General features: G+C 59.1%; 20 protein-coding genes and 2 pseudogenes. 13 read left to right on the top strand and 9 right to left on the bottom strand.

Features of this window, described 5'->3' with window-relative positions:
• Positions 1-61 precede the first annotated feature (61 nt).
• Positions 62-1807 carry a carboxylesterase family protein gene (locus tag JFU11_RS13370; RefSeq protein ID WP_201060865.1) on the top strand — a complete coding sequence of 582 codons (1746 nt, stop codon included), beginning with the start codon at positions 62-64 and terminating at the stop codon, positions 1805-1807.
• A gap of 73 nt (positions 1808-1880) precedes the next feature.
• On the opposite strand, the pseudogene JFU11_RS13365 reads toward JFU11_RS13370, so the two are convergent.
• From JFU11_RS13365 to JFU11_RS13345, 7 genes and pseudogenes are all read right to left on the bottom strand, one after another.
• Positions 1881-2315 (bottom strand): annotated as a pseudogene (locus JFU11_RS13365) (IS30 family transposase); the annotation flags it as partial.
• 44 nt (positions 2316-2359) lie between these two features.
• The gene (locus tag JFU11_RS28110; protein WP_242483608.1) at positions 2360-2482 is read right to left on the bottom strand and encodes a transposase domain-containing protein; all 123 of its coding nucleotides are present in this window, start codon (positions 2480-2482) and stop codon (positions 2360-2362) included.
• 75 nt (positions 2483-2557) lie between these two features.
• Positions 2558-2830: pseudogene (locus JFU11_RS28290) on the bottom strand (transposase); the annotation flags it as partial.
• Positions 2722-3261, bottom strand: a complete 540-nt coding sequence (locus JFU11_RS28105; protein ID WP_274610040.1) for a transposase — start codon at positions 3259-3261, stop codon at positions 2722-2724. The pseudogene JFU11_RS28290 and the gene JFU11_RS28105, both read right to left, overlap by 109 nt.
• A 177-nt stretch (positions 3262-3438) precedes the next feature.
• Positions 3439-4527: a hypothetical protein gene (locus JFU11_RS13355; protein ID WP_201060864.1), complete on the bottom strand. Its 1089-nt coding sequence runs from the start codon at positions 4525-4527 to the stop codon at positions 3439-3441.
• A gap of 391 nt (positions 4528-4918) precedes the next feature.
• Positions 4919-5512, bottom strand: coding sequence for a tautomerase family protein (locus JFU11_RS28100; RefSeq protein ID WP_201087404.1), 594 nt, complete (start codon positions 5510-5512; stop codon positions 4919-4921).
• A gap of 103 nt (positions 5513-5615) precedes the next feature.
• Positions 5616-6005: a barstar family protein gene (locus tag JFU11_RS13345; RefSeq protein WP_201060863.1), complete on the bottom strand. Its 390-nt coding sequence runs from the start codon at positions 6003-6005 to the stop codon at positions 5616-5618.
• Between the two features lie 183 nt (positions 6006-6188).
• Between JFU11_RS13345 and JFU11_RS13340 the strand changes: the two genes are divergently transcribed.
• Positions 6189-7547, top strand: coding sequence for an MATE family efflux transporter (locus tag JFU11_RS13340; RefSeq protein ID WP_201060862.1), 1359 nt, complete (start codon positions 6189-6191; stop codon positions 7545-7547).
• A 15-nt stretch (positions 7548-7562) separates the two neighbouring features.
• Here JFU11_RS13340 and JFU11_RS13335 read toward each other — a convergent pair whose 3' ends face one another.
• A complete protein-coding gene (locus tag JFU11_RS13335) occupies positions 7563-8312 on the bottom strand; it encodes an SDR family oxidoreductase (protein WP_201060861.1) in 750 nt (249 codons plus the stop codon).
• 494 nt (positions 8313-8806) lie between these two features.
• Here JFU11_RS13335 and JFU11_RS13330 point away from each other — a divergent pair, with 494 nt between their 5' ends.
• The 9 genes from JFU11_RS13330 (at position 8807) to JFU11_RS13290 (ending at position 20918) form a co-directional block, all read left to right on the top strand.
• Entirely contained in the window at positions 8807-9598 is a 792-nt protein-coding gene (locus tag JFU11_RS13330; protein WP_008008415.1) for a DUF2135 domain-containing protein, read from the top strand.
• A gap of 35 nt (positions 9599-9633) precedes the next feature.
• Positions 9634-11346: a DUF2138 domain-containing protein gene (locus tag JFU11_RS13325; RefSeq protein ID WP_201060860.1), complete on the top strand. Its 1713-nt coding sequence runs from the start codon at positions 9634-9636 to the stop codon at positions 11344-11346.
• Positions 11347-11369: 23 nt separating this feature from the next.
• Entirely contained in the window at positions 11370-11981 is a 612-nt protein-coding gene (locus JFU11_RS13320) for a DUF1175 family protein (protein ID WP_201087413.1), read from the top strand.
• The gene (locus JFU11_RS13315) at positions 11978-16543 is read left to right on the top strand and encodes an alpha-2-macroglobulin (RefSeq protein WP_201060859.1); all 4566 of its coding nucleotides are present in this window, start codon (positions 11978-11980) and stop codon (positions 16541-16543) included. The genes JFU11_RS13320 and JFU11_RS13315 overlap by 4 nt, the downstream gene beginning before the upstream one ends.
• Position 16544: 1 nt before the next feature.
• On the top strand, positions 16545-18164 hold the full coding sequence (locus JFU11_RS13310) for a DUF2300 domain-containing protein (protein WP_201060858.1): 1620 nt from the start codon (positions 16545-16547) through the stop codon (positions 18162-18164).
• A gap of 3 nt (positions 18165-18167) precedes the next feature.
• Positions 18168-18983: a DUF2135 domain-containing protein gene (locus tag JFU11_RS13305; RefSeq protein ID WP_201060857.1), complete on the top strand. Its 816-nt coding sequence runs from the start codon at positions 18168-18170 to the stop codon at positions 18981-18983.
• 680 nt (positions 18984-19663) lie between these two features.
• Positions 19664-19984 (top strand): hypothetical protein, encoded by a 321-nt coding sequence (locus JFU11_RS13300; protein WP_201060856.1) that lies wholly within the window; start codon positions 19664-19666, stop codon positions 19982-19984.
• A gap of 71 nt (positions 19985-20055) precedes the next feature.
• Positions 20056-20406, top strand: coding sequence for a DUF6152 family protein (locus tag JFU11_RS13295; RefSeq protein WP_201060855.1), 351 nt, complete (start codon positions 20056-20058; stop codon positions 20404-20406).
• Positions 20406-20918, top strand: coding sequence for a DUF6644 family protein (locus tag JFU11_RS13290; protein ID WP_201060854.1), 513 nt, complete (start codon positions 20406-20408; stop codon positions 20916-20918). Before JFU11_RS13295 ends, JFU11_RS13290 begins: the two co-directional genes overlap by 1 nt.
• Position 20919: 1 nt before the next feature.
• Here the strand turns inward: JFU11_RS13290 and JFU11_RS13285 are convergent, their stop codons facing one another.
• Entirely contained in the window at positions 20920-21708 is a 789-nt protein-coding gene (locus JFU11_RS13285) for an alpha/beta fold hydrolase (protein ID WP_201121307.1), read from the bottom strand.
• 122 nt (positions 21709-21830) lie between these two features.
• Between JFU11_RS13285 and JFU11_RS13280 the strand changes: the two genes are divergently transcribed.
• Complete coding sequence (locus tag JFU11_RS13280) at positions 21831-23114, top strand: hypothetical protein (RefSeq protein WP_201060852.1); 1284 nt, start codon at positions 21831-21833, stop codon at positions 23112-23114.
• A gap of 122 nt (positions 23115-23236) precedes the next feature.
• Positions 23237-24055, top strand: coding sequence for an aldo/keto reductase (locus JFU11_RS13275; RefSeq protein WP_123722131.1), 819 nt, complete (start codon positions 23237-23239; stop codon positions 24053-24055).
• Positions 24056-24188: the final 133 nt, after the last annotated feature.

Raw genomic sequence — 24188 nt, 5'->3', positions numbered from 1 at the left:
TAGACCACTACACTGCCCCTAACTCCGCTGATCAGCAGCGGCCCAGACCTAGGCAACAGGCATGAAAAGGATATCGATAGCGCTTATTCGCGGCTGCCTGCGTGGCAGCACCCTGATGTTGCTGGCTGCCCTGGCCGGCGGCGTGCAGGCTGCCGACAGCCAGTCGCTGACCCGCGCCATTAACTCCCTGATGGGCGCCCAGGTGCAAGGAGTGGCCGATGTCAACAACACCCAATCCTGGCGCGCCATTCCTTATGCGGCGCCGCCGCTGGATGATCTGCGCTGGCGTGCACCGCGCGACCCGGCGGGCTGGAGCGGCGTCCGCGACGCCAGCCAGTTCTCCAGCATCTGTTCGCAATTGGGCAGCTTCTTCGGCGCGCCGAATCCCGCCACCTTCGGTCAGCCCATCGGCTCGGAGGATTGCCTGTACCTCAACGTCTGGCGGCCGAAGAGCACGGAAAGCAACCTGCCGGTGCTGTTCTGGATTCACGGCGGCTCCAACCTCAAGGGCGCCGCTTCCGAGTTGCTGTATAACGGCGCCAATTTCGCCCGTAACGCGAACGCCATCGTGGTGTCGGTTAACTACCGGGTCGGCAGTCTGGGCTGGCTGTACAACAGCGCCCTGCAGGATGGCGATGCCCTGGATAATTCCGGCAACTTCCTCACCCTGGACCTGATCAAGGGCCTGGAGTGGGTGCGCGACAATATCGGCCAGTTTGGCGGCAACCCCAATAGCGTCACCATCGCTGGGCAGTCGGCCGGTTGCATCAACGCCTGGGGCCTGTTGCAGTCGCCGCTGGCGGAGGCCTTGGTTGACCGCATGATCTGCATGTCGGGCCTGCCCAATGCCTACCCGACCTCACTGGGCCAGCTGCAGTCCAACGCCATGCTCGACCAGTTGCTGATCGAGAAGGGCTACGCCGGCGACAAGCTGCAGGCGGCCGCGTTTCGCCAGAAGCAGAGTGCCAGCTGGATTCGCGCCTTTCTGCGCGGCCTGCCGGCGGCAGACATAGTGCGGCACACGCCGTCGCCGGTGGTGATGGGCCACTTTACCGACGGCACGGTGATCCCCTGGGCCGGTTACGCCGACCTGATCACCGGCGGCTACAACCAGGTGCCGATGATTCTGGGCACCACCAAGGATGAGGGCAGCTATTTCGCCGGTGAACTGCTGGGCTACTTCAAGCCGAATCACGCGCAGATGTGGGATATGGTCAACAACCAGAACCCGGCCAACCTGAGCATCACCGATGTGGTCAAACCGGAGCTCTACCCGAGCTACCGCCCGGTGCACCGCGCCCTCAGCCTGGGTATAGACCTGACGGTGGACAATATCTGCCGCTATCTGCGCCTGCTGCAGGGCAATATCTACCGCTACAACTTCGACTGGGACGATGCCCCGGCACCCTGGAAGGAGGCCTTCGGCGGGGTGCATGGTATGGACATCCCCTTTATGTTCGGCAACTTCCCGCTGGCGCCGCAGCAGGACCTGATGCGCTTTATGAGCAGCAGCGCCACTCAGAGTCAGCGCACGGCGCTGTCCGACAAGTTCACCCAGTACCTGGCCCAGTTCATGCGCACCGGCAACCCCAACAAGGCGTCTGACGGCTTGCCCGACTGGCCCGACTGGTCGAATTTCTGGCTCTACCAGAAGCGCCTGATTCTGGATAACAGCGTCCGCAGCAGCTTGCACAACCTCTGGTTGTCGGACGTCAACGCGGCGCTGGATCAGCTCGGCACCGATGATCGGCAGAAGGTGCTGGAATTCCTGGAAAATCGGCAAGTGCGGCTGGAGGATGCCAACTAACCCTAGGCGCGAGCGCGCAGTAGACGGAGCCCGTTGGGCTCCGTTTTTGAACAATCGGGGAGAACAATCGACACCAATGCCCCGGCATCAGACGGTCTTCAATCTCCGGCGGGCGCACGTGGATGCTGACCATCTAGGGAATCTGGCCGCGCCGATCCACGCCGCCAGAACGCGGTCTGCGCGTCGTCTTGCTTTGGCGCAGGCAGATGATCAGCTCCTTACGCAGCTCGCCGACCGGCAAGGCATAGATCGCGTTATAGATCGTCTCGCGACAGACGTAGGCATCTCTGAGGCTGGGAATGTTCATGCTGCGCAGCTTGCCGGCAATCTGCTCGGGAGACAAACGCTCACGCAGCATATGGGCCACCAACTCGAAGCGCTCGCTACCCGGCAACAGCTTTCACATCGGTCGACAAACCTGGCGGCGGGCGTGCATCTGCTGCTGGGCTACGCGGGCCGAGTAGCCACCGCAGGCATCTCGATTGCGGCGCAGCTCCCGGCTGATGGTCGGTATGCGTCCGGCCATCACGCCTTGCGTAACTAAACCGGTTGTCACTTATGCGGCAGCAGCTCCGCAATATCACTCGCCCGTTGCGTCGGCAGGCGCGTGAGAACATCCTTCAGATAGGCATACGGATCATGACCATTCAGTCGCGCCGACTGGATCAAACTCATGATCGCCGCCGCCCGTTTGCCGCTGCGCAGCGAACCAGCAAAGAGCCAGTTCTTGCGCCCCAACGCCCACGGTCGGATTTGGTGCTCGCACCAATTATTGTCAATGGGAACGGCCCCGTCATCGAGGTAGCGCGACAGCGCTGCCCAGCGTTTCAGGCTGTAATCCAGCGCTCGACTAATAGCCGAGCCTTCAGGCACGAGATCGCGCTGGGCGATCATCCAGGCCTGCAGCGCATCCATCACCGGTACGGCTTTTTCCTGCCGTATTCGGCGTCGTAAATCCGGCTCCAGGTCGCGGATCTCACTTTCGATTTCGTCAGCAGTTGGATATAGCGCAGCGCCTGCTTGGCGAGCATGCTCTTGTTGGTGGAGTGCAGTTCGAAGAACTTGCGCCGGGCATGTGCCATGCAACCGATCTCGGTCACGCCGAGTTCGAAGCTGGCCTTGTAATCGCCAAAATCATCACAGACCAGCTTGCCTTTCCAGTCTTGCAGGAAGTTGCGAGCATGCTCACCGGCGCGGCTGGGGCTGAAGTCGTAAACGACCGCTGCCGTTTCGCAGAACTGGCTGTCCTTCCGTAGACCTGAGGCTTTAGCCAGATCATCGGCGGTAACCGATGTTTGGCGCTTTGTGTGCGAGAGATCGATTGCAGCCAACAACGACCGCTTAGGGTCGATTGATGCCGGTGATGACAGGTAGAGAGCGGCCAAAAGCTGCCAGTAGTGACCGGTTGGCAGAACAATGGGGTTCCTGCCAGACCAGCAATCAGTCACGTCCATTTCCATATTGCGGGCACTTTTAAGAGCGTTGGAACTGAGTTCGGAGAAGTCGAAGAAAAATCGGTTGAGGAAACTGGTGAGATTGCGAAGAAGCTCCTAGGAGGCCCGTAGACGCCAGCGCCAACCTGTTTTCGGTATGGCTAGCATCACCATGGGCAATTCTGGGTCAGAAACCGACTAGTAGAGTGTGATCATCCTGAGAAGATGATCATCAGGCTTATACTCTAGAGCAACATTCATGCGGGCGATGCGGCCTGACGCGGATCGTGGAACCTCAATTACGACGTTGAATATTTTCACATCAAGATCTTTCAAGTAGCGAAGATTATATATATAGCTTGCTTCAATTTTCGACCGTATTAGATTCGCCAGTTGTACTTTGTCAAGTTCAACAAGATCACCTTTTATCAGTTTCCCTGCTTTTATTAAATACTCATATTTTGCGTCTTCTATTTGAATATCCATGTCTGCTAACGGAGATACCACACCGGAAATTGCATTGAGTGAGAAGTGCGTATCTGTCTCGAATCCTGGCCAAGTCGGCCGTTCGATTTTATAGCTAAGGAAGTGGCTGAAGTCGTGCGATTGAATGCTCCGTATTTGAAATCCAAGATCCTCAAATGGATAGAATGTGATATTAATATTTTCATCGTTCGACCGATCATCCTCATGAGGGAGAATGATCAGGTTCTCTCGTTTTATGCATACATTTACTAAAATAGTAGAAAGGTAGGCCTTTGCTGAGGAAGCGTAAGTGGTCGGAATGAATCCCAGATACGCTGAAAATGATTTTAACCCTTCATGGATTCTCTCCAAAGACGCATCGGTGACATTCGTTAAATACACGCAAAAAAGAAGGTTGCTGTGTTTATATTCGAACGATTTTGTAAGGATCAAGTTCTCACAGAGTAGATTGAATACAAGTTCTTGTTTTTCGTTGCTCGCGACGAGGTCTCCAGCGAGAATACTCTGTGTGCTTCTAGGATCCAGAAAAGGTAAAATCGCCTGCATTGCCTCGCGACCATAACTGCTAGATTCTATTGCCGTTGAATCGAAAACAAGTCCAATTTCGTTATGCTCTAAAGATGGAACTAGCGCTGTTTTTAGGTTTGCATAGTCCACGCCGCTCTTCTTAAGATCACGAACGGTATTTTGAAACATAGATTGAATTTCGGTCATCATTCTCGACTGAGAAATTTCAAAAGCATCGCTAGTTACTTCGAGGAAAACATTTCCTCTTGCATTTAGGGTGAAAATCGTATCCATTTTAAAAGTCCGTGAGAAAAAATTTATGCGCGGGCATATGCTCAAGTAACGATGACTAGAACATTATCATTCTTTACTCCATGGCAGGGTAGGATAGCCAAACCTTACTGGAAATAGCCTCCTCACAAACGTCCGCTGTTGGCCGCTAGCTGCCCTTTGTGAAGGGCAGCTATGGGTCGTCCTCTGCCGATGCTGTTTACTGAGCGTTGAAGTTCGATGCAAACGCTGGGTTAGTTAATAAATGCGAACGGGTGCTCAAGTCAGTGCAATTGATCATTAAGCGATGGCCTCAAGAAGGCGTATTACCGGACGCTTACAATATTCATGACTGCCTGACGTTTAGGTTAAGGAGCCGCGGCACGCGGTCCCAGAGAGCGAAGCGAACGGCTTGTTATACGTTAACCCTGTAACTCAAGGTTGCCTCATCGCCTGTGATCCCTCGGAATCCCCAGCAATGACTTGGCTGCTCAAATATTGTGATTTCAACGTCAACCGGATTTATAGCCAAGTTTCGCTCAAAGGCTGTAAATATTTGCTTTATGAGCTTCTTTTTTGTTTCTTTCGTTCGCCCAGAAATCATGCTTATTTCGATTACTGTGTATTTTTCAGATCTACCGCCAGGGTAATAAAAATTAGTTTTATCTAGCGGGACGAAACGGTGAGCACGCTTGTCTTCGGGTAACCCAAGAACAGTAGTCATGCAATTATGTAGCACATCGGACATCTGTGCTTTTTTGGCATTTAAATTGTAGTCAATTCCATAGACGGTGATCATTGCGATTCCTTGCAAGCGTGTAACTACTATTAGGTGACATGCCATGTCGCGATGGCGTGTCGTATAACGTTCCTTGTCGTCCTGTAAGTCCTTGTCTAGCTTAGAGGTGGTCGCGGTAAATGCGACATTGCTCAGGGAGAAACGCGACATGGATGACGGCAAGCCCTGCTGCCCTCTAGAGTCGAAAGCAGCATCCGTGACACTACTCATTTGCCATCACCATGTCCACCGTCCACTTTTGGCCGAAAGCCGCCTGTCAGGACGGTCAACCTTCGCCCCTTCGCAGTCGTTGATAACACCTCTGGGCGGGCACTTAAACATTGAAAGCAAGTGCCAGGAGTGGGGTGCCGCCAGCAACGACGATTCGCCAGTTCACAAAAGCTGCGCATTCCACAAGCGCTTCAAATTGTTCAGGGCAGCGATGTTTGAAGCTCTGGGCATTGTCGATGACCAATGAAAGCGTTTGTCCGCGTTGAACGTGGATAGACGACATTTCTGCGCTAGGGTCATCGAGGTACGAAAGACAATCTACCCAGGCGTCCATATTGCGGCCGTAGAAGCCAGGGAAACCGAACTTTTCTGCGAAAACACTGTGGAATGTTTGCCAGTCAGTAATCAGGTTTGCATCCACTTGCACCATGGTCAGATTAACCTCCGCCACATTGGAAAAAACAGGTATGGCGGTCTCGCTAGGTGAAGTCAATTGCTGACTGCATATTTGCGCAATCCAGGGCTCAATCCACTACAAACGACGTTCCATTAGCCGCTGCTTGTTGAAAGCAAACAATACTCAGGCTACCCAAATCCGCAAAATTCGAGCGCGTCGTTCCCAGCCCCTTAGCGTAGAATTTCCCAAACGCCAGCCCCCACCCGAGACGGAACCTCAATGCAAACCCCCACCTCCCAACACCCCCTCTGGCAAACCTACCTCCTATTCCTCGCCCCCATGGTCCTCTCCAATTTCCTCCAATCCATGTCGGGCACGATCAACAGCATCTACATCGGCCAATTGCTCGGCACCCAGGCTCTCGCGGCGGTATCGGGCATGTTCCCCGTGGTGTTCTTTTTCATCGCCCTGGTCATCGGCCTCGGCGCGGGTGCCGGGGTGTTGATCGGTCAAGCCTGGGGCGCTCGCGAGTTGCATCTGGTGAAGGCGATTGCTGGTTCGACGTTGCTGTTGGGGGCGATGATCGGGTTGGCGGCGGCGGTGTTGGGCAGTGTGTTTGCCCGGCCGGCGTTGCAGGGTTTGGGTACTCCGGTGGATGTGCTGGACGATGCGGTGGCGTATGCGCATGTGATGATGTGGATCTTGCCGTCGCTGTTGGTGTTTGTGTTGTTCACGCAGTTGCTGCGTGGGGTGAGTGATACGGTGTCGCCGTTGTTGGCGCTGGTGGTGTCGACGTGTGTCGGGCTGGCGCTGACGCCGGCGTTGATTCTCGGGTGGTTGGGGTTGCCGCCGATGGGAATTCAGAGTGCGGCGTGGGCGGGGTTGGCGGGTAACTTGTCGGCGATGGGGTGGCTGGCGTGGCGGTTGATTAGCAAGGGGCATCCGTTGGCGCCGGATCGGGAGATGTTTGCGGCGATGCGGCTGGATCTGGAGATCCTCGGCAAGGTGTTGCGCATCGGGCTGCCGACCGGGTTGCAGATGGTGGTGCTGTCGGTGTCGGAGCTGGTGATTCTGGCGCTGGTGAACCAGCACGGTTCTCAGGCAACGGCGGCGTATGGGGCGGTGACGCAGATCGTCAATTACGTGCAGTTCCCGGCGCTGTCGATTGCGATCACGGCATCGATCCTCGGCGCGCAAGCCATCGGGGCCGGGCGCATCGAGCGTATGGGGCCGATTTTGCGCACGGGACTTTTGATCAACGTGTGCCTGACCGGTGGTTTGGTGATGTTGGGTTATCTGCTGTCGCACTGGTTGCTGGGGTTGTTCCTCACGGATGATTCTACGCGGGCGATGGCGGAACACCTGTTGCACATCATGCTCTGGAGCCTGTTGGTGTTTGGTTTTCAGGCGATTGTCGGCGGCATCATGCGCGCCAGCGGCACGGTGTTGGTGCCGGTGGCGGTTTCGATCGTTTGCGTGGTCGGGGTGCAATTGCCGGTGGCGTATCTGCTGGATGCGCGCTTCGGGCTGCAAGGTGTCTGGATGGCGTTTCCGGTGGCTTATCTGGGCATGCTGATCCTGCAGACGCTGTATTACAAAATGGTCTGGCAGCATCAGAAGATTGAGCGGTTGGTGTAGGGCCTCGTTTGAGTATCAAGCGCTGCTCTTGAGCCAGGTCTCGAAGCGCGTCGGTCCGATGATGGGGTGCTCTCCCGGCGTGAGCGAATGGTCATCGATAGGCGCACCGAAGTAGGGGACCGTGTCGTCCGCTTGGGCTTGGCGCGGGTCGTTGGTGTGTTGCAAAAACAGGCGCACGAATTCCACCAGCGGCCAGCGCTCAGGTCCTGCGACCTCTAATGTCTGGTTGCTCGGCGCCTGCACGGCGATTTTCGCCAGTGCCGTCGCGACATCGACCGCGGCAATCGGTTGCAGCTCGGCGGAAGTCAAACGCACGGTGTCGCCTTCCTGCACGCCCGAGTGCGAAATCGCCCCGATGAATTCGAAGAACTGCGTGGCCCGCAATAGGGTGTAGGGGATGCCTGAGTCCTTGATGAGTTTTTCCTGCGCCATTTTCGCCCGGAAGTAACCGCTGTCGAGCATGCGCTCGGTGCCCACTACCGACAGGGCGACATGGTGTTTGACGCCTGCGGTTTTCTCGGCGGCGAGCAGGTTACGCCCGGAGGTTTCGAAGAATTCGAGCACGGCAGCGTCTTCGAAGGAGGGCGAGTTGGCTACGTCGACCACCACATCGGCGCCTTGCAAAGCGGTTTGCAGTCCTTCGCCGGTGAGGGCGTTGACGCCGGTGCTTGGCGACGCGGCCAGGGTTTCATGCCCCAGGTCTTGCAGGTTTTTGCAGAGGTGTCTGCCGATCAGCCCGGTGCCGCCGATGACGACGATTTTCATGACGAGTCTCCCGATGCGTGCGCAGAGGGTTGCGGTGGCTTGGAATCCTGCAACCATTAAAGACCCGGAATGCGCGAGAGGGTGGCGGGGGCGACGATCGGGTTATCGGGAAAAAAGCGCGGCTGGTTCACAAAAAGATCGGAAAACTGCACTGCTGGCAATGTTATATTGCCGGCCTCTGGCCTAATGCCAGTCAGTTAAGCAATTTCAGCCGCGCAGCATTTCCTTGTAGCAGCTGCCGAAGGCTGCGTTCGGCTGCGAAGCAGTCGTGAATCGTGCAACGTGGTCCGCCCGACGCACCGCAGTGGCTGATTTTACGACTGCTACGCAGCCGAACGCAGGCTTCGCCAGCTGCTACAGATAGCATTACGGCTTAACTTACTGGCATTAGCTTCTGGCCCCTCATTTTTTGAGCCCGAAGGCCCAGCAGTCAGATCAAATAACGCGCCGAGGATCGGGCGCCAGGTTTCGTTATGCATGGCAGGAGGCGTTACATGCGTTGTGTTCTTTCACTGCTGATCACGCTGGTCTGCGCCCAGGTGGCATGGGCCGAGCCCACGGCCGAGTTGTCGGAACCGGTGGGCGGCTGGCGCTATCACGGCCTGCTGGACCGCAGTGAAAATCCTCGAGTCGCCTATCCCACACCGCCCATCGATCGGGGCGTGCAGCGCAATCGCACAATGATCGAAGGTCAGCTCAAGGCCCTCGGCACGCTCCGACCGCCGCACAGCCTGGCGGTCAACGGCAATCCCCTGAATTTGTACACCGACGACCAAGGACGTTTTGCCCGGCCGTATGCGTTCGGCGCCGGGTCCAACAGCGTCGAAGTGCGCAGTTCCGAAGGCAAGTCGCTCAAGCGCGTTCAATTCTATGAAGCCAACAACCTGCGCACGCCGGCGCGAATTCGCGTGGTGCTCGGTTGGGACGATCCCAAGGCCGAACTCGATCTGCACATCATTACCCCCGACGGCCAGCATGCGTTCTGGGCCCGCCCGGCGATGAGCAACGGCGGCGGCCTGGACCCGGACGGGGTCGATGGCCCCGGCCCGGAAATGTTCACCATGACCGCGCCGATGCATGGCACTTATCTGGTTTACGTGAACTATTGGGGCAACTTCGGCAGCGGCGGCTATAACTTCGATGAGACCAGCAACCAGAACGAGGTGATCACCTCGCAAATCAATCTGGTGCTCAACGAAAACACCGTCGACGAAAAACGCGAGACCTTCATCGTGCCTTTGCGGGCGATCGGCGACCTGCTGCTGGTCAAGACTTTCAACTATTAAACATCCCGCACCACGGATGAATTGGGTTTGTGAACATGAGTGATAACACTGCTTCTCCGGCCGCCGACGTACCTGCTGCCAACGTTTCCCGTCGCTGGCCGGCGCTGCTGGTCGGGCTGTGCCTGGTCGCCGGCGTGGCGGGCGGGTTAGGGTGGTTCCTGAACAAACCCAAGGCTCCGCCTGCGGAACTGGCCAGTGACAAACTGGGCATGAGCCGGCCGGACGGTTTGCTCGAAACCCACTCCCTGAGCCAACTGCCAAAGGATCTGCTGGCGGTGCCGTTTCTCAAGGAAACCCTGACCGAAGATTTCGTCTTCTATTACGAAGCCCACGCCGACCGTCTCGGTTTGATTGGCAGTCTGCGGCGGATCATTTACGAGCATGACCTGAAGTTGCAGGACAACCTGATCGAGCAGCTGTTCGATCAACCAGCGGATGTGGCGCTGTGGCGCGGGGCGGATGGGCGTCTCAAGGATTTCCTGTTGGTGATGGATCGCGGCGGGCTGGCCAAGGTGCTGGAGCCGCTGGCGAAAGTGGCGCTGGATGATACGCAGCTGAGCCAGCGCAGTGAAATCAAGGTCGCAGGCGATGTGGTGCCGCTGTATCAGCTCACTTACAACAACAGCAAAGCGCTGCTGTTCGCGTCCCATGGCGACAAACTGGTGGTGTTGTCCAACCCGGCGAAGCTGTACGAGGCCGGACACGGCCCGGTCGATGAGCCCGGCATGGTCTCGACGGAATCCCTGGAAGCGTTGCTTGGCGGCCAGAAACTGTTCCCCGAAGCCTTCGGCCTGCCACCGCGTACGCCCGAGGTAAAACAGCGTCTCTCGGTCAATTCCAGCGTTTTGGCCATGGGTTACCAGCGCTTCATCCCGAATTTCGCCGGCCTGCGTTTCGACATGGACGACAAAGGCTGGCACAGCTTCCTCGCGATGGACGAACTGGAAAACCAGCCGGACTTCGACTTCAAACCGATCTGGCAAGCCATGCCGATGGGCGCCAGCGCCTGCGTGGCCTTGCCACTGGCCGCCGAACAACAGAAACCGCTGCTGGTGAAACTCGGTGCCGACGACGCCGTGGCCCAGGCCCTGACCGAACACATGGCCGGTGCCGCCGGCTTGTGCTGGTACGCCGATTCGCGGCTGTACACGCCGCTGCTGGTGGCCAGCCTGAATGACGATGACAGCGCCAAACTCGACGGCGATCTGGGCAACCTGTTCGGCTCGATGGTCGGCGCCTACGAAGGCAACGTCGCCGATCATGCGTTCCCGGTGGTCGAAAAACAGGAAGGCCAGACCCATCAGTGGCAGCGTCAGGTCAGCTCCAACTTCGGCACCTATAAGGCCAACGATGCCGAGCAACCGGATGCGATCACCGGCAAAGCCTTTATGCGCGTAAGTCTGGCGCGTCACGGTTCGACGCTGCTGTTCTCCCTCGACGACAAACTGGTCGACAAAGCCCTCGGCACTCTCGACAAACGTTTCCCGCCGCTGGCTGACGTGCTGCCGAAAGACCTGCTGATGCCGATCTATTTCGGCCCGGATTCCATGGCGCAGCTGATGCAACAGGAAACCCTCGACAGCCTGCCGCAGGACATGGAGCCGGTGTTTTACAACGCCGCGCAAACCTACCTGATTCCGAAACTGCGCACCCTCGGCGGCTATGGCAAATATGCCCTGACCTTGCCCAAAGGCAGCGAGCCCGACGGCCATTGGCAGTGGCTGCCGCTGGAGTGGAAAGCCCTGTGACCGCACTCATCCGAGGCCTCGGCCTGCTGGCGTTGTTGCTGGGGACTCGCACCTTTGCCAGCGAAGCCCCGGCGCTCGACCCGCAGCAATCCCAGGTATTCCGCGCCTGGTTCGTGCGCATCGCCCAGGAACAACTGACCCAAGGCCCGAGCCCGCGCTGGTATCAGCAGGACTGCGCCGGGCTGGTGCGGTTTGCCGCCAACGAAGCGCTGAAGGTTCATGACGACAAATGGCTGCGCAGCAATGGCCTGTCCAATCGCTACCTGCCGCCGGAACTGCAACTGAGCGATGTCCAACGCGGCCTCGCCCAGCAATGGCAGCAGGGCGGCGGCAAGGTCGGGCCCTACGTCAACGCGATCAAACTGATTCAGTTCAACAGTCATCTGGTCGGCCGCGATCTGGCCCAGGCCCGGCCCGGCGACTTGATGTTTTTCGATCAGGGCGACGACCAGCACCTGATGATCTGGATGGGCCGCTTCATCGCCTATCACACCGGCACTACCACCCCCACTGACAACGGCATGCGCTCCGCAAGCCTGCAACAACTCATGACATGGAAGGACACCCGATGGATACCCGACGCAGCCAACCCCAACTTCATCGGCGTCTATCGACTGAACTTCCTCTCCCAATGATCGGTGCCCGCATGCTGCGTTTTCTGCCTCTGCTATTGGTATTACTGCTGCCTTTTTCGGCGGTGAACGCCGAAGACACCGTCGAGCCAAGCGGCTACACGCCGGTGGCCGGTGAAAGCTTTTTCCTGCTGGCCGACAGCAGTTTCGCCAGCGACGAGCAGGCGATGGTTCGCCTCGAAGCGCCGGGCCGCGATTACCGCCGGTTCCGCATGGAGCCTTACGGCGGCGCGGACATTCGCGTGTATCGCATCGACAAGCCGCTGGATTTCCTCAAGCGTCAGAAGAACCTGCACCGCGTGGTCAGCGATGGCCAGTTCAAGGGCGAAGGCCTGTCGAATACCCTCGCGTACCTGTGGGACAACTGGTACCGCAAATCCCGTCGGGTGATGCAGCGGGCGTTTTCCTACGAGTCGCGCAAACAAGTCACCGAGGAAGTGCCGGAACTGAAGATGGGCACCGCCATCGCCGCGCCAACACCCTACGACGCTCAGCCGCAATTCGCGTTGATTCCGGGCCTGCCGGTGGTCAGTCAATTCCGTTATCCGCTGTGGCAAGCCAAACCGATCCAGCCGCCTGAGGGCGTGAACCTGGCCGGTTCTTCCAGCGAGTTCGTCAGTGTCTCGCCGGGCAACGTGTACATCCCGTTGGGCAACCTGAAGCCGGGCCTGTATCTGGTGGAAGCGCTGATCGGCAAGTACCGCGCGACCACCATGGTTTTCGTTTCCAACACCGTGGCCGTGAGCAAGATTGCTGGCGATGAATTGCTGGTATGGGCCGCGCGCAAACACGAAGGCAGTTCGGTGCCCAAGGTCAATGTGCTGTGGACCGACGGCCTGGGTGTGATGAGCAGTGGCGCGACTGATGCCGATGGTTTGCTGCGTCTGAAACACGTCAGCCCGGAGCGTTCATTCGTGATTGGCGAGGACGAAGAGGGCGGGGTGTTCGTCTCCGAGAACTTCTATTACGACAGTGAGATCTACGACACCAAACTCTATGCGTTCACTGACCGACCGCTGTATCGGCCGGGGGATTGGGTGTCGCTGAAAATCGTCGGCCGCGAGTTCAAGAATGCACGGGATTCCGTGGCACCGACCGCTGCCGACGTCAACGTCACTGTGCTCGATGCCACGGGCACCGCACTGCAATCGTTGGCGCTGAAGCTCGATTCCAAGGCCGGCACTCAGGACCGTTTCCAGTTGCCGGACAACGCGGTGGCGGGCGGTTATGAACTGCGTTTCAGCTACAAGGATCAGGCCTACAGCAGTGCCTTCCGTGTCGCTGAATACATCAAGCCGCACTTCGAAATTTCCCTGAACCTGGCCAAGCAGGATTACCGCACCGGCGAACCGGTGAAGGGCAGTCTGGTGCTGCTGTACCCGGACGGTAAACCGGTGGCCAACGCCAAGTTGAGCCTGAGCCTGCGCGCCCAGCAACTGTCGATGGTCGATAATGAGCTGCAATACCTCGGGCAATTCCCGGTGGAGCTGACCAGCGCCGAACTGACCACCGATTCCAAGGGCAACGCGAGCCTCGATCTGCCCGCCGCCGAGAAACCTAGCCGCTACATGCTCACCGTGTTCGCCAGCGATGGCGCGGCGTATCGGGTCAAGACCACCAAGGAAATCCTCATCGACCGTGGCGCCGCCAGTTTCCGCTTGAGCGCGCCTCAACGGTTCAGCGCAGTGGGCGGCAAGGTTGCATTCAGCTACGCCAACGAAGGTGGCAGCGAGCAGAGCAAAGCGGTCAACCCGAGCAGCTACAGCTGGGTGCGACTCGAAGATCAAACCACTGGCGAAGGTAAACTTGCCGCCAAAGATAAAGGCTTCACCCTGGCCTTCGACCGTCCGGGCACTTACAACCTGACGCTGAAAGATGACCATGGCCGCGTACTTGGCGCGACCGGTCATTCGGTCACTGGCGACGGCGTCAAAGCCGTGCCCGGCACCGTGGAAATCGTCCTCGATAAACCCGAGTACAAGGCGGGCGACGAAGCCCTCGCGTTGATCACTTTCCCCGAGCCGATCATCGATGCGCTGTTGTCGCTTGAGCGTGACAAGGTCGAGGCCACCGCGCTGCTGTCCAAGGGCAGCGACTGGCTGAAGATGGAAAAACTCAGCGACACCCAATACCGCGCGCGCATCCTGGTGAAGGACAACTTCGCGCCAAACCTGACGTTCTCGGTTCTTTACACCAAGGGTGGCCAATACAGCTTCCAGAACGCCGGCATCAAAGTGGTTGCGCCGCAAATCGACGTGGCCATCACCACCGATAAAGAGGCGTATCAGCCGGGCGATACCGTGTCGGTTGACCTGACCACCCAGTTCGCCGGCAAGCCGATTCCGGCGCACCTGACGGTCAGTGTGGTCGATGAAATGGTCTACGCGCTGCAACCGGAAGTCGCGCCGACCATCGACCAATTCTTCTATCACCCGCGCCGCAACAACGTGCGCACCAGCGCCAGTTTGTCGTTCATCAGCTACGACGTGGCATTGCCGGGCAGCCCAGGCGCACCGGGTAAAGCCAACCGCAGCGAGCGCGGCGTCAAAGTGTTGGAGCGGCCACGTCGCGAAGACGTCGACACCGCCGCGTGGCAGCCTGAACTGATCACCGATGCGAATGGCAAAACCCGCTTTACCTTCAAAATGCCGGACTCGCTGACCCGCTGGCGCATTACCGCCCGGGCCATTGCCGATGACGGTCAGGTCGGGCAGAAGAAGCAATTTGTTCGCTCGGAAAAACCGCTGTACCTGAAGTGGAGCGGCCCGACCAAATTCCGCAACAGCGACAAACCGGATCTCGGTGTGTTCGCTTTCAGTCAGGCCGAGAAACCGGTCAAGGCTGAGCTGGTAATTCATTACGGTGGCGCCGAACAACGGGTGCCGGTCACGTTGAACAACGGCATCAACTACATCGCATTACCGGCGTTCACAGTGGCCAATGGCGAGTGGACCGCCGAGCTGGTGCAGGACGGCAAAACCGCTGATGCCCTGGCCGTGCGCCTGACCGCTACCGGCGAAGGCTGGCAGGTGACTCAGAGCCAAAGCCTGGACGTGGCCAGCGGTGATACGCCGCTGACCTTGCCGGCCGACGCCACGGATATTCGCCTGCGCCTGGATGACAGTCCGCAAGCGCTATTCCGTTCGGCGCTTGATGATTTGCTGAGCTATCCGTACGGCGGTGTCGAACAGACCGCCAGTCGTTTGCTGCCGTTGAGCATCGCTTATCCGACCTTGTCGTCGAACCCGCAGATCCGCGATCGCTTGCGTTTGATCATGCAGAACAGCCGCCTGCGGCTGGTGCAAATGGCCGGCCCGTCGGCGAGCTTCACCTGGTGGGGTTACGACGGTGAGCCGGATGCGTTCCTCACCGCGTACGCCTATTACGCCGACTGGCATGCCAGCAAAGCGCTGGAACTGAGCCTGCCGCCGGAGCATTGGCAGCGGGTGCTGGAGGTGTACGCCAAGCAGTCGCAGAACACGCCGCTGTTGCAGCGGGCGTTGATTCTGTCGTTTGCCAAGCAGATGCAATTGCCGGTGAACACGCTGCTCAGCGGTTTGATCGACGACTTGGTGAAAGCCGGCGAAGGCCATGCGGCGAGCATGATGGACGATGGCGCAGAGAGCCTGGTCATGAGCGATCCGGATTCGGCGTTGGGGCTGGCCAGCGCTCGGGTGCTGACCGCATCGATGGCGCGTCAGGCCAAGGTCAATCTGCCGTCGGCGTTCAATGGTCAATTGGAGGCTGCGCAACAACAAGTGGCCGCCAGCTCTCAGCCGTTTGTCGAAGCGCTGAACCTGTCGCTGCAAGCCTTCGATCAGGTTCACGCTCAGGCGTTGTTGCAACGCCTGTTGCCACAGCAATCGACCCTGGAACGCGCCTTGGCGCTGACCTGGCTGCAACGCAGCATCGAGCAGGCTTCACCCACCATCGCGCTGGCACCGGGTGAAGGCTGGAAGAAAAAGTACGGTGATACCGGTGAGATGTATTGGACGTGGCAGGGCGCTTCGCCTGTGCCGGCAGTGTTGTCGCTGACCGGGGAGCAAGAACGCCCGCTTCGCGCCGCGTTGAGCTTCCAGAGCAAGCAACCGCCGGTGGACCCGATGGCCGTGACCATCACTCGTCGTCTGTCGCGTCTGGTGCCGGGTGACGAAGCGTTTGAATTCAAACTCGAAGCCGTCGGCAGCAAACCGTTGTCCAGCGACAGCCTGTACCTGGACGAAGTGATCATCACCAGCAAAGCCGCAAAACCGCTGCGCTACGGCATGCTCGAAGTGCCGCTGCCACCGGGCGCGGACGTCGAGCGCACCACGTGGGGCATCAAGCTGATGGGCAAGGCCGGCACCGAGCCGACCTCGCTGGAGAAAGCCCGTTTCGAACCGGGGCAAATGGCCTACGCGATCCCGGTGGATGCCCTGAGCGGCGAATTGCGCCTGCGTCATCTGGTGCGTTTCTCGCAAAAGGGTCAGTTCAACCTGCCGCCGGTGCGTTTCACTCAGGTCTATGCGCCACAGCATCAGGCCCAGGAACAGAAACCGGCGCTCGGCCAGGTCACGGTCCACTGACATGACCCGCTGTTTGGTCTGGTGGCTGCTGTGTTTGATCCCTGCGCTGGCGACAGCGCAGGACGAGCCGTTGCACCTGGGCTTCAAGGGTGAATTGCTTGCGTTGAACCCGACTCAGGTGATTTCGCGTGAGTCATTGCCTGCTGATTTGCAGACGCCGCTGGGTAGTTTGTGGAAGCTGTTTGTCTACGGCTGGCTGGTGGATACCGGCGCGCGTGAACCGGCTTATGAGTGTCGCGGGCAATCGAAGGAAGAAGTGTATTGCTGCACGGCGGGCGGCAAGATCGATCGCGATCAGGCATTGGTGAAGTCTTGCGGGTTGTATTTTGAGCCTGCGCGCTTGGGCATTGCTGGCGCTGAATGGCGCGAGTATTGGCAGGCGAGACAAGCGCCGAAGTGGTTGCTGGATTTGCCGTCGTTGCAACCGCAGACCCGGGTTTCGGTGGCTGAGTTGCTGAAGGTATTGGCCGTGATGCCGGCGCAGGATCAGGCGCGGCGGGTGTTGCTCGATGTGGTGCTGAACGCTGCTGACGGTAATGTCGTCGGTGAGCTTGGTGGCCGGTTGCGGGTGAAAACCTGGAGCTGGTTGGGGGATCAGGATCCTTCGTCGCGTCAGGGCGGATTTGCTGGCTGGACGGCGGACGGCACACCAATCTGGGCCGGTGGGCGCGGCACCAGTCAAATGGTCTTGCGCAATTACGGTCAGGCACTGGCGACAGTGTTGCCTTCGTCTTGGCCCGCCGAGGAGGGGAAGTGCGTCGAGGTCGGCCTGTTCGCGCGTTATCCGCTGAAACGAGTGCTGTCGGGGGATCGCGTGTTAGCGCCCGGGCCCTTGCAAGGCGACTATCGCGTCGAGTTCGCCAATGGCAATCAACTCGATATCCACAGCGACGGCGAGCTGTTCTTGCTCAAAGACAAACTCGTCGCCCGCCTGGACCGCGAAGAATACGTCGCCCGCGTCCTGCAGCGCGAAGCCAGACCGGAACCCGCCGAAGCTGCCAAAGCCCTGAGCGTTGCGATCCGCACCTACCTGCTGCAAAACGCCACCCGCAACGGCGACTGCTTGAGCATCGATGACAGCAGCAGCCGACAGCGCGTCGCTCCACGCCCGGCCGCCACCGAATCGCGCAACATCGCCGCGTGGACCAGCGACCTGGTCCTCGCCGGCAGCACCGTCACCTATCATTCCGATCAACCGGGGCCGGACAAACTCTCCTGGCAGCAAGCCGTCGAACAGGCCAATGCCGGTCAACGCTACGACGCCATCCTGCTGCACGCTTACCCACGCGCGAGCCTCAGCCGCTGGGACAATCCCGTCGCTTCCTGCGACGCATTGCCCGCCGCGCAAGACTGGCTGCAAAAGCAACGTCGCGGCTGGCGACCACGGCTGGAAAGCGAAGTTGGTTACAACGAAGTCAACACTTTCGCCGTCTGCCGCCTGGCCTTCGGCCGTCCTTTTGTCGATCGCGAACGCCAGCGCATTTACGTGCGTGGCGTGCTGTCGCTGCAAGACCGCCTCGACCTGACTCACGAATACCTGCACCTGGCCTTCGAAGCACATCCCAACGGCCAGGATGAAACCTACATCGAAGGGCTCGCCCGCCACCTCTTGCTGGAATAGGCCATGAAACTCCGTTACCCACAGGTCCTCCTGTTCCTTTGTTCCTTTTGCGTATGGCCGACCACGTTCGCCACCGATAGCGCAGTCAAACTCGACACCCCCGTCGGCGGCTGGCGCACGGGCGCACCCGAAGGCGAAGGCGAAAACTTTCGTCAGACGGTTAATTACCCGGCGTCCTCGGTCAACACACCGGTGGGGCAGGCCAATACCGCTCGCATTACCGGTCAGATCAAGTCCGCGCCCAAGGGCAATGAACCCGGCAAGCTGATCGTCAACGGCGTCAGCATGCCGCTGAAAATCGACCCCGCCGGCCGCTACGATCGCCCGTTCTCATTCCCCAACGGCAGCAACAGCGTTGAAGTCCGCAGCCCCGATGGCCAACAACGGCATCGCACCCAGTTCCTCAACACCAGCGGCGGCGCCACCCCGGCCAAGTTGCGAGTGCTGCTGGCCTGGGACAGCGACGGCACCGACCTCGACCTGCATGTCGTCACGCCTGACGGCGGCCACATCTGGTACGGCGACCGCGTCGCGGCCAACGGCGGCGCACTCGACGTCGACGTCACCACCGGCTACGGCCCGGAAATCTTCGCCATGCCGGCACCGATCAAGGGGCAATACCTGGTGTACGTGAACTACTACGGTGGCGGGTATCGCAGTGATGAGGAGGGGCAGGAAGAGGCCGCGCAGGCCCTGACCACTGCGCACATCACGGTGATTACGGAGGAGGGGACGCCGAACGAGAAGATGGAAACGTTCCTGGTGCCGATGCGGGCGGTGGGGGAGTTGACGTTGGTCAAGGGGTTTAGTTATCCGTGAATGCAAATAGTCTCAGCAGTGCTGAGACTATTTGTTTGGCATTTGTCGCAGCGGTGCTGCGACAAATCAAAACTGGCAGCAGACTTTATTCAATCTGTAGCAGCTGCCGAGCCCGCGAGGCTGCGTTCGAGGACGAAGTCCTCGCAAATCGGTGTACACGGTCCTTCTGAAAGAACCGGTTACCTGATTTTACGACTGCTTCGCAGCCGAACGCAGGCTTCGCCAGCTGCTACAAGGGAGTGCGTCTGCTGTTAACTGGCTGGCAGAAGTGGTCGAGCCGGGAGCTCGAACGCCTGTTTGAGGGGGTTCTTGCGAGCCTCATCGCGAGCAGGCTCGCTCCCACATTTGATCTGCGGTGATCGCAAAAAATGGGTTCACAGCAGATCCCCTGTGGGAGCGAGCCTACTCGCGAAGAGGCCGGCCCATCCACTACAAAACCCACAGTAAGACCGATAAACAAGCACTGTTTAATCGACATCTCCAGATACTCACTCAGGCTACACATCCTTTCTACCGCGAGCCGGTTTCAGCCCGACCAGCCTTTCGTCTCGCTCAAGGAGAAAGCTGCCACAGATCGTTGTCGTATCACCTGCAGCCCCACCGTTACGATCAGGGCGCTGATACGGTGGGCTGGGGAAAGCCTGGCCTGTCGCATAGTCTTTAATTGCAGAGGAAGTGAAATGAGCGCGAGACCCATGCTGGGCCTGTGGGTGGTGGCTGCGATGAGTTCAGTCATCTTGACGCCGGCGTCAGCGGATCACTGGCGAGGCGGGCGCGAAGGGGGCGAGTGGAAGGACGAGTACTGGGACGGGCCATGCAAGGTAAAGATCGAATCCAAAAACGATGAATACAAGGAAGAAATCAAATGCCCAAACGGCCGCGGCGCCAATTGGCGTCGTGGCGAGTGGAAGGACGAGTACCGGGAGCGTGGCTGCAAGGTCAAGATCGAAGCCAAGCGGGATGAGTACAAGAAAGAGGTCAAATGCGACGGCGACGATTGATCGGTTGTTCGGGCACCGCTGTTCTCGACACGACTGACGCTAATCAATGACTGCAACAGGAGAACCGCATCATGAACGTCTTGCTCAGAAGCATCGGACTGTCATCGCTACTGGTGGCCACTGCGGCGTTCGCTCATCACGGCTGGAGTGAGTATGACTCCAGCAAGTCCATGCAGCTGAACGGAACCATCGAGGAATCCGGCTATTCCCATCCGCACGGGCTCTTGCGTCTTAAAACAGCCGACAAGACGTGGATCATCGTTCTGGCACCGCCATCGCGCATGGAGAACCGTGGGTTGTCGAAGGACATGCTGAATGTCGGTACGACGGCTACGGTGGTCGGTTATCCGAATCGAAACAAACCCGAAGAACTGCGAGCCGAACGCATCACCATTGGCGATAAAACCACTGAGTTGCGCTGATGGACACCACAAGTGCCGGCGCGGGAACAGGTCCGGAAAGCTGGCTGGACTGGTTGGATGACTCGCGACTTGGTCTGGCCATGCGAAGCGAGCTGTGGCTTTACCCGATAGTCGAGGTGGTTCACATCATTGGCTTCGTGTTGCTTGTCGGCTCAGTGGTCATGTTCGATCTGCGGGTGCTTGGCCTGTCCAAGGATATTGCGGTGACGGCGCTGGCTCGTCATCTGCTGAGATGGTCCGTCGCTGCCCTGGTATTGATCGTACCGGCTGGCCTGATGATGTTTACAGCCCATCCCCATGACTTCGCCACCAACAATATTTTCATTTTAAAGCTGAGCCTGATCGCTACGGCGGGCCTCAACGCAGCCCTTTTTCACGTCGGTATTTACCGTTCAGTCGCCCGGTGGAACACAGGCATCGAGGCACCGGCAATTGCCAGAGTGCAGGCAGTGCTCTCGATGGGGTTATGGGGCACCGTGGTGTTGTGCGGCCGACTGTTGGCTTACACCTGATTCACAACGCGGAACCCAGCAGTTTGAGGTACTGCGGGCTCTCGGATATCGAGTTGTGGCCCGTGCCCGGTATCACTTGCAGCGTGGCCACGCCCTTGGCGAAATGTGTGTAGAGCTGTTCCGTGCTTGAACGCGGTATGACTTCGTCGTGCTCGGCAGCGATCAACAGTGTCGGCATGGTGATATGAGACGCGTATTTCCAGGATTCGAACCTGTCCTGAAGCAGCCACTTTACCGGGAACCATCGGAACTGGCGGGCGGCGAGGTCTTCAAGGCTGTTGTAGGGCGTGATCAAAATCAGCCGCGAGGCCGGGCGTTGGCTGGCGAGGCGCAGGGCGACGCCCGAACCCAGGCTGCGTCCGACCACCGCGATAGTGGGATGGGTGTTGTAGACCATGTCGAACAAGGTCATGGCATCGCGCTGAATCGCTTCTTCGGAAGGCGACCCGGAGCTGCCACCGTAGCCTCGGTAATGCAGCAAGTAGATCGCATGATCCGCAAAGGCCTGCGAAAAATCGGGTAGGTTGCGGGAAACGTCCTCGGCATTGCCGCCGAAGTAAATCAACGCCTTCGGTCCGTCGTGCGGCCTGACCGTCACCAACACCTGCGCATCGGCGACTTGCAGCGTGAGCAGCGTTTCGGGCGCGTCGATGGCGCGTGGTTGCGGGTAGTAGATCAATGCGCGTTGAAACACGAACAGCGCCGCGCAGAGCACCAGGTACGCAATGGCAACGAATGCGAAGAGAGACATCAGGGGGCGCGACATTCGGCTAACTTTAGTGGACGACATGGACTGCTCTGGGCCTGACGACGGCTATCGCTTGAGCGCTGTCAGAGTGTAGTACATCGATATTTGCCGCACGGGAGCGCACCGATGTCCAAGGTTCGACGCTTGTATCCGATTGCTGCGCCATGACGGCCACCGACGCGCTGAAATGGGTCAAGGTTCTGCCGTCCGAACGAACGGCTCTGATGCTGGGTTTCGCCTTCCATTTCTGCGTGCTCGCCAGTTATTACCTGGTACGACCTTTGCGCGATGCCTTGGGCCTTGAGGGCGGTGCCGACAAATTGCAGTGGCTGTTCACCGCCACATTCGTGGTGATGCTGCTGATGGTGCCGCTGTTTGGCGCGCTGGTTTCGCGGCTGCCTGCCATGCGTTTTGTGCCGTTGATCTATCGCTTGATCGCCTTGTCGATGCTGCTGTTTGGCGTGTTGATCGCTCAGCGCATTGCGCCGGTGACAGTGGGGCGGGTGTTTTTCGTCTGGATCAGCATCTACAACCTGTTCATCGTTTCGATTTTCTGGAGCGTACTGGTCGACCGCTTTTCCAGTGAACAAGGGCGGCGGCTGTTCGGTTTCATTGCGGCGGGTGGCACCCTGGGCACGTTCATCGGGCCATTGCTGGCCGCGACCATGGCCACAAATCTTGGGCCGGTGGCGTTGACCGTCGCGGCGGCCGTGCTGCTGGAATGTGCGGTGCGTTGCTATCGGGCGCTGTTGTCGCGCACAGCGTCGCAGTCCGGCAGCCGCTGGCTGGATGAGCGGCGCATGGGCGGCAGCATGCTGGCCGGGGTCACGTTGATCCTGCGCTCGCGCTATCTGATGGGGCTGGTGCTGTTCATGCTGTTGCACACCAGTGCCGCGACCTTGCTGTATTTCGAACAGGGACGAATTGTGGCTGGCAGCTATGCTGATGTGGCCAGCAGGACGCAATTCTTCGCCGTCGTTGATTTGATCGTGTCGGCGCTGACCCTGCTATTTCAACTGCTGCTGACGGCGCCGTTGATCCGCCTGATCGGCATCGGTGGGGCGCTGGTGGCGTTACCGTTGGCGACGATCGTGGCGTTTAGCGCCATGGCTCTGGCACCCGTGCCGGCAACCGTCGCGCTGGCGCAAGGGCTGCGCCGCGCCGTCGAGTTCGCCATCGTGCGCCCGGCGCGAGAAGTGCTGTGGACGGTGGTGAGCCGCGAGGAAAAGTACAAGGCCAAGAATGTGATCGAAACCCTGGTGTATCGCGGCGGCGATGCCGCCAGTGGCTGGCTCTCCGCCGGGTTGACGGCACTGGGCGCGGGGTTTGGACTGGTGGCGGTGGTGATCGTGCCGTTCGCCGGGCTTTGGGGCTGGTTATGTCTGTGGCTGGCCAGACGACAAGAGCAAAGGGCGACCATGAATGAACAGCCAGGGGGAATTCCATGACTGATCCTGCTGTCTTCACGCGTAGAAGACTACTCACGCTGGCTGCCGGTGTTTCGGCGGTCTTCACCTTCGATCCGGCCTTTGCCGCATCGGCGCCGTCGACGGAAACAGGAGGCAAGAACATGCTGACCCGAGCCATTCCTTCCAGCAACGAGCCGTTACCCATGGTCGGGTTGGGCACCTATCGCGGCTTTGATGTCGCGCCTTCCGACGCGGCTTACAAGCAGCTGCCCGCCGTGCTCATCGCGTTGTTTGAGAAGGGCGGCACGGTGATCGACAGCTCGCCCATGTACGGTCGCGCCGAGCAGACGACCGGGGAATTGCTGTCGATCCATCGACCTCGTTCGCCTGCGTTTCTGGCCACCAAGGTCTGGACCCAGGGTCGCGAAGAAGGCATCGCGCAGATGGAGCAGTCGTTCAAGCTATTGCAGACCGACCGTATCGATCTGATGCAGATTCACAACCTGCTGGACTGGAAAACCCACCTGCCTACCCTGCGCGAATGGAAGGCAGAAGGGCGCATCCGCTACATCGGCATCACCCATTACACCGCGTCGGCCTACGACGAAGTGGAGGCCGTGTTGAAAGCCGAGCCGCTGGACTTTTTGCAGATCAACTATGCCCTGGACGATCGCGGCGTCGAGAAACGAATCCTGCCGCTATGTCGCGAGCGCGGGGTGGCGGTGATCTGCAATCGACCTTTCGGCGGCGGTGGCTTGCTTGCTCGATTGAAAGGCAAACCGCTGCCGGGATGGGCCGCGCAAGTGGGGGTCAACAGCTGGGCGCAATTGGCGCTCAAGTTCCTGCTGGCTCATCCGGCGGTGACCTGCGTCATCCCCGGCACGAGCAACCCGCGTTACATGGCGGAAAACGCCGGTGCGGGTTTCGGCCCGATGCTGACGGATGCGCAACGCCAACAGTTGATGGCTCTGATTGGTTAGTCGTGTTGGCGGGACGACTAATGAGAGTGAGTAAAACCACAATCCATGTGGGAGCGGGCTTGTGTGGCGAGGGGGCTTGCCCCCGTTGGGTCGCGAAGCGGCCCCAAAACCTGCAATCGCGGTGTATCAGGTA

The organism is Pseudomonas sp. TH37, from assembly GCF_016650735.1.
In the GTDB taxonomy this organism is placed as follows: Bacteria; Pseudomonadota; Gammaproteobacteria; order Pseudomonadales; family Pseudomonadaceae; genus Aquipseudomonas; species Aquipseudomonas farris.
The sequence above is the reverse complement of the archived record's forward strand: the minus strand, read 5'-3'. Positions and strand labels throughout refer to the sequence as shown.

Bases quoted from the DNA above. Each gene is read 5' to 3' on its own strand.
- JFU11_RS13325 (WP_201060860.1), top strand. From the start codon at position 9,634: ATGAGTGATAACACTGCTTCTCCGGCCGCCGACGTACCTGCTGCCAAC.
- JFU11_RS13330 (WP_008008415.1), top strand. From the start codon at position 8,807: ATGCGTTGTGTTCTTTCACTGCTGATCACGCTGGTCTGCGCCCAGGTG.
- JFU11_RS13285 (WP_201121307.1), bottom strand. From the start codon at position 21,708: ATGTCGTCCACTAAAGTTAGCCGAATGTCGCGCCCCCTGATGTCTCTC.
- JFU11_RS28105 (WP_274610040.1), bottom strand. From the start codon at position 3,261: ATGGACGTGACTGATTGCTGGTCTGGCAGGAACCCCATTGTTCTGCCA.
- JFU11_RS13355 (WP_201060864.1), bottom strand. From the start codon at position 4,527: ATGGATACGATTTTCACCCTAAATGCAAGAGGAAATGTTTTCCTCGAA.
- JFU11_RS13300 (WP_201060856.1), top strand. From the start codon at position 19,664: ATGAGCGCGAGACCCATGCTGGGCCTGTGGGTGGTGGCTGCGATGAGT.
- JFU11_RS13275 (WP_123722131.1), top strand. From the start codon at position 23,237: ATGCTGACCCGAGCCATTCCTTCCAGCAACGAGCCGTTACCCATGGTC.
- JFU11_RS13280 (WP_201060852.1), top strand. From the start codon at position 21,831: ATGACGGCCACCGACGCGCTGAAATGGGTCAAGGTTCTGCCGTCCGAA.
- JFU11_RS13290 (WP_201060854.1), top strand. From the start codon at position 20,406: ATGGACACCACAAGTGCCGGCGCGGGAACAGGTCCGGAAAGCTGGCTG.
- JFU11_RS13370 (WP_201060865.1), top strand. From the start codon at position 62: ATGAAAAGGATATCGATAGCGCTTATTCGCGGCTGCCTGCGTGGCAGC.
- JFU11_RS28110 (WP_242483608.1), bottom strand. From the start codon at position 2,482: ATGAGTTTGATCCAGTCGGCGCGACTGAATGGTCATGATCCGTATGCC.
- JFU11_RS13295 (WP_201060855.1), top strand. From the start codon at position 20,056: ATGAACGTCTTGCTCAGAAGCATCGGACTGTCATCGCTACTGGTGGCC.
- JFU11_RS13310 (WP_201060858.1), top strand. From the start codon at position 16,545: ATGACCCGCTGTTTGGTCTGGTGGCTGCTGTGTTTGATCCCTGCGCTG.
- JFU11_RS13340 (WP_201060862.1), top strand. From the start codon at position 6,189: ATGCAAACCCCCACCTCCCAACACCCCCTCTGGCAAACCTACCTCCTA.
- JFU11_RS13315 (WP_201060859.1), top strand. From the start codon at position 11,978: ATGATCGGTGCCCGCATGCTGCGTTTTCTGCCTCTGCTATTGGTATTA.
- JFU11_RS13335 (WP_201060861.1), bottom strand. From the start codon at position 8,312: ATGAAAATCGTCGTCATCGGCGGCACCGGGCTGATCGGCAGACACCTC.
- JFU11_RS28100 (WP_201087404.1), bottom strand. From the start codon at position 5,512: ATGAGTAGTGTCACGGATGCTGCTTTCGACTCTAGAGGGCAGCAGGGC.
- JFU11_RS13305 (WP_201060857.1), top strand. From the start codon at position 18,168: ATGAAACTCCGTTACCCACAGGTCCTCCTGTTCCTTTGTTCCTTTTGC.